This window comes from Streptococcus sp. UMB0029 (assembly GCF_002871495.1).
In the GTDB taxonomy this organism is placed as follows: Bacteria; Bacillota; Bacilli; order Lactobacillales; family Streptococcaceae; genus Streptococcus.
The window spans coordinates 63,166-69,736 of the sequence record NZ_PNGD01000015.1; the positions used below are offsets into that span (position 1 = coordinate 63,166).

Annotated in this window: 11 protein-coding genes; all 11 read left to right on the forward strand. The window is 33.4% G+C overall.

The window, feature by feature from the left end; all coding sequences use genetic code 11:
• Complete coding sequence (locus CJ239_RS10160; protein WP_049509653.1) at nucleotides 1-273, forward strand: hypothetical protein; 273 nt, start codon at nucleotides 1-3, stop codon at nucleotides 271-273.
• A complete protein-coding gene (locus tag CJ239_RS10165; RefSeq protein WP_102211473.1) occupies nucleotides 260-1,150 on the forward strand; it encodes a conserved phage C-terminal domain-containing protein in 891 nt (296 codons plus the stop codon). The genes CJ239_RS10160 and CJ239_RS10165 overlap by 14 nt, the downstream gene beginning before the upstream one ends.
• Before the next feature lie 11 nt (nucleotides 1,151-1,161).
• Complete coding sequence (locus CJ239_RS10170; protein ID WP_102211474.1) at nucleotides 1,162-2,007, forward strand: ATP-binding protein; 846 nt, start codon at nucleotides 1,162-1,164, stop codon at nucleotides 2,005-2,007.
• On the forward strand, nucleotides 2,004-2,165 hold the full coding sequence (locus CJ239_RS11810) for a hypothetical protein (protein WP_000997173.1): 162 nt from the start codon (nucleotides 2,004-2,006) through the stop codon (nucleotides 2,163-2,165). The genes CJ239_RS10170 and CJ239_RS11810 overlap by 4 nt, the downstream gene beginning before the upstream one ends.
• Before the next feature lie 89 nt (nucleotides 2,166-2,254).
• Nucleotides 2,255-2,485, forward strand: a complete 231-nt coding sequence (locus CJ239_RS10175; RefSeq protein ID WP_102211475.1) for a hypothetical protein — start codon at nucleotides 2,255-2,257, stop codon at nucleotides 2,483-2,485.
• A gap of 48 nt (nucleotides 2,486-2,533) precedes the next feature.
• Entirely contained in the window at nucleotides 2,534-3,394 is an 861-nt protein-coding gene (locus tag CJ239_RS10180; protein ID WP_102211476.1) for a phage major capsid protein, read from the forward strand.
• A 9-nt stretch (nucleotides 3,395-3,403) separates the two neighbouring features.
• A complete protein-coding gene (locus CJ239_RS10185) occupies nucleotides 3,404-3,952 on the forward strand; it encodes a hypothetical protein (RefSeq protein ID WP_075231133.1) in 549 nt (182 codons plus the stop codon).
• A gap of 377 nt (nucleotides 3,953-4,329) precedes the next feature.
• Nucleotides 4,330-4,740, forward strand: coding sequence for a DUF722 domain-containing protein (locus CJ239_RS10190; protein WP_007518096.1), 411 nt, complete (start codon nucleotides 4,330-4,332; stop codon nucleotides 4,738-4,740).
• Between the two features lie 419 nt (nucleotides 4,741-5,159).
• Nucleotides 5,160-5,696 carry a hypothetical protein gene (locus CJ239_RS10195; RefSeq protein ID WP_257994538.1) on the forward strand — a complete coding sequence of 179 codons (537 nt, stop codon included), beginning with the start codon at nucleotides 5,160-5,162 and terminating at the stop codon, nucleotides 5,694-5,696.
• Nucleotides 5,697-5,716: 20 nt separating this feature from the next.
• On the forward strand, nucleotides 5,717-6,013 hold the full coding sequence (locus CJ239_RS10200) for a hypothetical protein (protein WP_102211477.1): 297 nt from the start codon (nucleotides 5,717-5,719) through the stop codon (nucleotides 6,011-6,013).
• Nucleotides 6,010-6,450, forward strand: coding sequence for a hypothetical protein (locus CJ239_RS10205; protein ID WP_102211478.1), 441 nt, complete (start codon nucleotides 6,010-6,012; stop codon nucleotides 6,448-6,450). Before CJ239_RS10200 ends, CJ239_RS10205 begins: the two co-directional genes overlap by 4 nt.
• Nucleotides 6,451-6,571: the final 121 nt, after the last annotated feature.

The window sequence follows — 6,571 nt, forward strand, 5'->3', positions numbered from 1 at the left end:
ATGTTTGAAAAAATGATTGAAGATTTAAAGTCTAAGATTTTGGAAGCAGTGGAACGGTATTTAAAAAGCCATGAGAAAGCACCTCAAAAAAGATTAGATTTAATCAGCAAGGTGGAACTAAAGGAAGAACTGGGCATAGGAGATAAAACTTTGACAAAATGGGAAGGTGCAGGATTACCACAGTATATACCGCCTATTGAAGATACTAGAAAAGCGTATTATAAAGTTTCAGACGTTTTAAAGTTTCTGGGGGTAGATGATGGCAAAGACTAAAGTGTATTTTTGGCTGAAAATTGATAAGAAATTTTTTGACAATCTCTTTATTAAGCGACTAAAAAGTATGCCTGGTGGCTATACCATGACAGTGATCTATATGCGCATGATGTTAGAAAGTCTTGAAAGTGACTGTATTCTGTATTATGAGGGATACTTTGAAACCTTAAAAGAAGAACTGGCCTTGAAATTAGATGTTTCTGAGGATGATATATCCATGACTATAGCTTATTTTACGCAATGTGGTCTGATTCAGATTGATGAAGATAAAAATGCCGAGTTAACACAAGCAAAAGCTTTAGTACAACAAGAAACAAATCACGCTGCATATATGAGAAGCTACCGCAAAGAGCAACAAGAGAAAGAAAAAAATCTTACATTGTTATCTAAGAATTTTACAACGTTATCTACATGTAAGACAGAGAAAGAGATAGATAAAGACAAAGAGTTAGAGCAAGATTTAAAGTTAGATATAAATCAAGAATATATAGCCGAGGAAACCTCGTCTAATGAGCAAAGCTCACCTTTCACTTTTCCTACTTGGCTTGAAGAAACAGCTATAAAAGATTTAGAGAAAACAAAACATAAAGAACTTTGGATTCCTATTGTTTATCTGAATCAAGTAGCTAATAAGCGGTATAAGTTTGTTGATAAGACAAAAAGGCTTTTACTAGCACGATTCAAAGAAGGCTATACACTTGAAGATTTTAAACAGGTGATAGATATTAAAACGGCAGAATGGAAGGATAGTCCTGAATTTTCTAAATATCTGAGACCTGAAACACTTTTTGGATCTAAGTTTGACGGTTATTTGAATCAAAAGCCTAAAACCATAAGAGGGAAGTCTGAAGATAACTTCCCAGACCTACCATTTTAGGAGTTGCAAAGATGAAGGAACAATTTAAAGAATTTAATAACAGAAAGATATCGGATAAGGTTTGCGATATTCACCAGGTCAATTATTGGGAAATTTCTGTACCGGTATTAGGGGGTTCAGAAAGAAAACTACAAGCATTTTGTCCGGAGTGTGTAAAGGGAGAGATTAAACAAAAAGAGAAAGACCTATTGCAGCAGTTCGAGGACAGGCAAGCTTACTTTAAAACTTATGATGTCTTAATGCGTGATAGTACGATTCCTAACGAGTTGAAGGGGGCAACGTTTGATAATTTCTTTGTTAAGACGACAGAGGAACGTCAGATGTTAGAGTTTGTAAAGGGGCAAGCCCAGAAGTACCTTGCAGGTATGACAGGAAATACTTTAATCAGCGGTAGCACAGGAATAGGAAAAAGTCATTTATCTCTTGCACTAGCTAAAGAAATCAATGAGAGCTTCAGAGAGAAGAACGAGCCTAAGAGTGTTTTGTTTGTTAGTTTAACCGAGATTATCAAGCAGATAAAAGAAGGTTGGGCTTATGGAAGAAATGCAAACTTAACAGAGTATGAGGCGGTTAAAAAGCTTGTTGATGTAGATTTTCTAATCATCGATGACCTAGGAGCAAAAAATGGGACGGTAACACCTAAGAGTGACTGGGAACAGGATTTCTTGTTTGATATTATCAATAATCGAGAAACTACGATTTTCAACACGAACCTAGACAGTAGTGAACTGCGGACGGTTTATAATGCTAGAAACTCAAGTAGAATTTTGAAAGGTTTAGAAGGGAACACTTTCAAGGCTTTCACGATCAAAGACAAGAGGTACACTATAAATACAGTGAGGGGAGAATTTCAATGAATGATGATAAAATGCGATTTTCAACAGAAAAAGGCTTTGTTGTCTACGAAAAATGTGGTATAATAGAGATAGAAAAAGTTCCAAGGTTTGGAGAGATAACTTTATTCTATTCAGATGGGAAATTTACCCATCTAGTCAAAAAAGAAACTAAAAAATAAGTCTATTGAGAACACCTCAGGGACATACCGTAAGCATATAATGCTAGTGGTATGTCCCTTTTTGTTTGCATAGAAAGGGGGTGAGAGAGATGTCAGGAGATACTTCTTTAGGGTATGTAGTAGCCAATAAGTTTTCTATGGATCCAGATAAAAGACAGAAAATCTTTTCTCAGTGTAAAAAAGAAGGTGATAGCTTAGAACAACGGAAACAAGAAATACTAGAGAAATATGCTAACAAACAAGACAAATCAAAATCTAGAAAAAATGATTCTAAATGCTCGGAGAGTCATAAAAGAAAAGCTAAGAGCAAAGAATTTTAGAAAAAATTATAAACAAAAATCAGATATTAAAAGATGAAGGAGCAAAAAATGACAACTAACTTAGTTAAACAAAAAGAAAATTTAGAAGCTTATATCCGAAGTACAGGTTATAACACTAGAGGGATGAACGTAGAAAATAATCATGTACTCATTGAAAAACCAATCCTTGATAGTTATGGAGATGAACATCAACGTAAAGATCTGGTTGATCTAGTAAATGTTATTGAGACTCGTACCCGTGGTGGGAAGTATGAAGTAACTGACTTTGAATCTGATTCATTACAAGAAGTTAGCGAAAATTCGGTTGAGAGAACAGAAGCAGATAAAAAGAAAACTATCAGCGTTGATTACTTAGTTAAATTATTCAGTGGAAAACTTGATTTTTCACAGGAACAATTAGATGATGGCCAATATAATTTAACGGATTTTCTTGGTAAGAAGATTATTAAATTAAAACGTAGAACACGAAATAGAGAGATTGGGAAAATTCTCCAAACTGCGAAAGTACAGACCGCTACAAGTCTGGACGACTTGAAATCTATTGTTTCTTTAATCAATCCAGAGCGCAATGTATCTATTGTTATTAGTCAATCACTATTTAGTGTCTTAGAAAAAATGAAAGACACTTCAGGAAATTATCTTCTTAAAGTTGATAAAGAGACAGGGACAAGTGAAACATTCTTTGTAGATAACTTTTTAATTGTAGATGATACGACATTAGGGAACAAAGGCGACAAAAAAGGCTTTATCGGAGATCTAGAAAACTTTGTTACTCTGTTTGATCGCAAGAAAGATACACTTAGTTGGGTGAATGCGAATGACTATTTTGGGAAACGGTTGATTTTACATACCCGATTTGATGTAAAAAAAGTTGAAGAAGATTGTGGTTACTTTATTCAATGGAACTAGGAGAAAGAAATGGATATTAATCAAGTATTTGAAACACTGGATGATATAGATAATAAAAAAAGTAAGATTAATTCAGCACGAGAACAGTTAAGCGAAAAAAGGAAAAGCCTGTTAGGCAATCAAGCAGTTTCATTTGAGAACATAGATTCTTTTTTGTCAAATAACTTAGAATCTTTAGAGCAGCTGGAAAAGATGGAAAAAGCTATTGATGGCCTTCAGGAAAAATTTGATAGTGATTTTTCAGAAGCTAATGCAGTCATCTTTGAATACATTTTTAAAGAGACTAAGCAACGGATGGAAACTAAGAAGATCTATAAACAATACCGAAACAAACTTAGACGAATTCTGGACGCATATGATGAAATTCAAGAACTGAAGAAGGATGTAGAAGAAATCCATACAGGTGTAGTCAGAGAAATAAGTCAGAGACATTCTCTATCGCCGTATCGAACAGAAGTAAGTCCGCTTACTGTTCTACCATTCTTAACCCCTGATTCTAGCGGATGGATGAATTTTTCTAAGGAATATCGGGACATCAAAGTGTATCTAGAAAAATAGGGAACAAATTAAGTAAGGCTAGTGATATATGGCTCAAACAAAAGAAATATCGCTAGTCCTACTTTTATGCTTTACTAAGTTTCACATAACAAAGTAAGCATAAACTGAAAAGAAGTAATAGCTTGAAAGCAAGGTATATCAGGGGTTTACAGAATGGAGTGAGTTTCACAGAATGTAAGATATGAGAAACTGAGGGGATAAATTAAAGAAATTTCCCTTGAACTTGTCATACTGAAGAGTTGTCAAACTTAAAACAATGATACCTGGTAAGTGGAGTGTTGGAAGGCTTTTAGCGCTTTTTGTCAGTTTTACAGAATTTACAATTTGACAAATTGAAAGATAAAAAAATTTTTAAATTTAAGTGGAGGTACTTGCCTATGTACGAGTTGAGTAACAGAGACCTGGACGGGATAGATATTGAGTTAGGACGATATAGAACGCTTGCTAATAAAATTTATTTGAGAAGACAGGAACTGATACATAATAAGAAACATAGCACTGAAGATTATACTGGTGGAAAAGGCAAGACAGTATCTAGTCCTACTGAAGCGACAATCATTAGAATTGAAGAAGACCAAACACTAAGATATTTAGAAGGTTTCAAACTAGTTGTAGATACCTTGATGGAAAACTTAATTGAAAGTGATCTAGTAATTTTTAAAATGAGATATTTAGAAGCTGGTGCGACTTGGGAAGACGTGGCAGAGAAACTAAATAAAACTACTCGTTATATAAATAGCCGTAGAAAGGTAATCGCTAAAAGATTTGTGGAATTGAAAGGATATTGACTCCCCCCACCTTTTAAAAAATCTTTCTGCCTAGTAGGGTACCGGTGAAGGGAACTTTTTCCAAGTCGGAGATGTTCAGAGAAAAAGGGGGTAAAAACTGGCCAATTTACTAGAAAAATGATTAGTTTTGAAGAAGGAATCTATGCAGAGTGAGAGACAATCTTTCTGATCTCATAGTCTAAAAATTAGTAGAAGTAAACTTTATTATATTCAAAGAATCAGAGCGAATCTTTGAATAAGGAAACTAAATAATTAAATCCTTTAAGAAGTTTAGTGAATCAAAAGCTAAACTTTTTAAATAGAAATATATTAACAATCAAGTAAATGAGACGGATTATTTTGTGCTAAAAATAATAATCATCACAACATATAGTACTTGACATATATGATATAATAGTGATAGGAGTATTATAGTTTGGTTGGGAGATGAAGTGAATGTGCTAGCTTTTCATGGTACAGGTTTGAGTAATTATGAAAGTATTATAAAAACAGAAAAATTTTCTTTTAATAAAAGAGATGATCATTGGCTAGGGAATGGAGTGTATTTCTTTGTTGATGATTTTGAACGGGCAAAAAGATGGGCGGAGGGGAATCGTCCTGACAAAGATACTGAACCAGTAGTTATTGAAACTGAATTTGAATTTGAACAAGGTGAGCTTTTAGACTTAGACAAAAGCGATGGTTTAAAAAAATTAGATGAGTTCGCTAGAGATTTCATAACAGAATTGAAAAGGAAACGTGTTTTAATTAGTAATACTGATGAGCATACGTTCCATTGTAAGCTATTGGATGCATTTGTTTTTAGAAATAAAAAATACAAAGCAGTTTGTAGAACAATGAAGTCAACAGGAAATCCCATAATAGGGGCTTCTAGGTTTGTTCCTCTTGCGAAACAGTTAAATATTGTCGACACTAATATAATAAATATTTGTGAGTTAAAGTTACATAGTGTGTAACTAAAAAGTGAGGTGATACTATGTTTGAGAATGAAGAAGATTTATTTGAATTATTGGATTTTTTGCAACTTGATTATGAAATAGACTCGCCAACTCCTGGAATAAGAAGCAAAACAAGCGAATTTATACCCTATGATAATTTAAAATTGCCGTCAGAATATTTTGAGGAACTATCATATCAGACGTATAGTATAAATTTAATTTCAAAAGTTGGAAACGAAAATAAAACAGTTACAAAATATCATCCGACTTTGAGAGCAGAAAAAATCAACAAAGAGATTTGCTCGTCAAATTTTAGAATGGAGTTTGCAGCATGAGTACTTATGGTAGTGACTTACAATTAAGGGGAGTGAGAGTTGAAAGACTTATCTATCATATAAATAACGAATTTGAAGATTTGGACAATATTGAAAATGTTGATATTTCTATAATTCCGACTCCAAAAATTAGTAGAGAGAATAAAGGTTGTGGATTGTTAGAACTTGAAGTTACTTTGTTTGATGAAGATTATCTAGAGAAAAAAAATCCACTGTATTTAAAAATTAAACTTGTTGGTATTTTTGAAGATACCCAAAATACTCCTGAAGAAGAGGATGTCTTTGTTAAGTATCTTCCTAATGCGATAAGCATGTTGTATTCTTATGCAAGAGCTCATATTGCTTCATTGACAGGGATGTTCGGTATTGATGTTATTCAAATTCCAACAGTAAATATCTTAAAATTGTTAGATGATGTTAAACACGGAAAGGACTAGCACTGAAAAACAATGCTAGCCCTTTTTTCTAAAAATTTGAAAACTCTATATTAGTTTCCTATTTACATAGACAAAAAAGCACGTCTGATCGTGCTAGTTTCTTGCCTGCTGAACTCATCAA

Excerpts from the sequence above, each read along its gene's own strand:
- CJ239_RS10160 (WP_049509653.1), top strand. The coding sequence starts at position 1 with ATGTTTGAAAAAATGATTGAAGATTTAAAGTCTAAGATTTTGGAAGCA.
- CJ239_RS10165 (WP_102211473.1), top strand. The coding sequence starts at position 260 with ATGGCAAAGACTAAAGTGTATTTTTGGCTGAAAATTGATAAGAAATTT.
- CJ239_RS10170 (WP_102211474.1), top strand. The coding sequence starts at position 1,162 with ATGAAGGAACAATTTAAAGAATTTAATAACAGAAAGATATCGGATAAG.
- CJ239_RS11810 (WP_000997173.1), top strand. The coding sequence starts at position 2,004 with ATGAATGATGATAAAATGCGATTTTCAACAGAAAAAGGCTTTGTTGTC.
- CJ239_RS10175 (WP_102211475.1), top strand. The coding sequence starts at position 2,255 with ATGTCAGGAGATACTTCTTTAGGGTATGTAGTAGCCAATAAGTTTTCT.
- CJ239_RS10180 (WP_102211476.1), top strand. The coding sequence starts at position 2,534 with ATGACAACTAACTTAGTTAAACAAAAAGAAAATTTAGAAGCTTATATC.
- CJ239_RS10185 (WP_075231133.1), top strand. The coding sequence starts at position 3,404 with ATGGATATTAATCAAGTATTTGAAACACTGGATGATATAGATAATAAA.
- CJ239_RS10190 (WP_007518096.1), top strand. The coding sequence starts at position 4,330 with ATGTACGAGTTGAGTAACAGAGACCTGGACGGGATAGATATTGAGTTA.
- CJ239_RS10200 (WP_102211477.1), top strand. The coding sequence starts at position 5,717 with ATGTTTGAGAATGAAGAAGATTTATTTGAATTATTGGATTTTTTGCAA.
- CJ239_RS10205 (WP_102211478.1), top strand. The coding sequence starts at position 6,010 with ATGAGTACTTATGGTAGTGACTTACAATTAAGGGGAGTGAGAGTTGAA.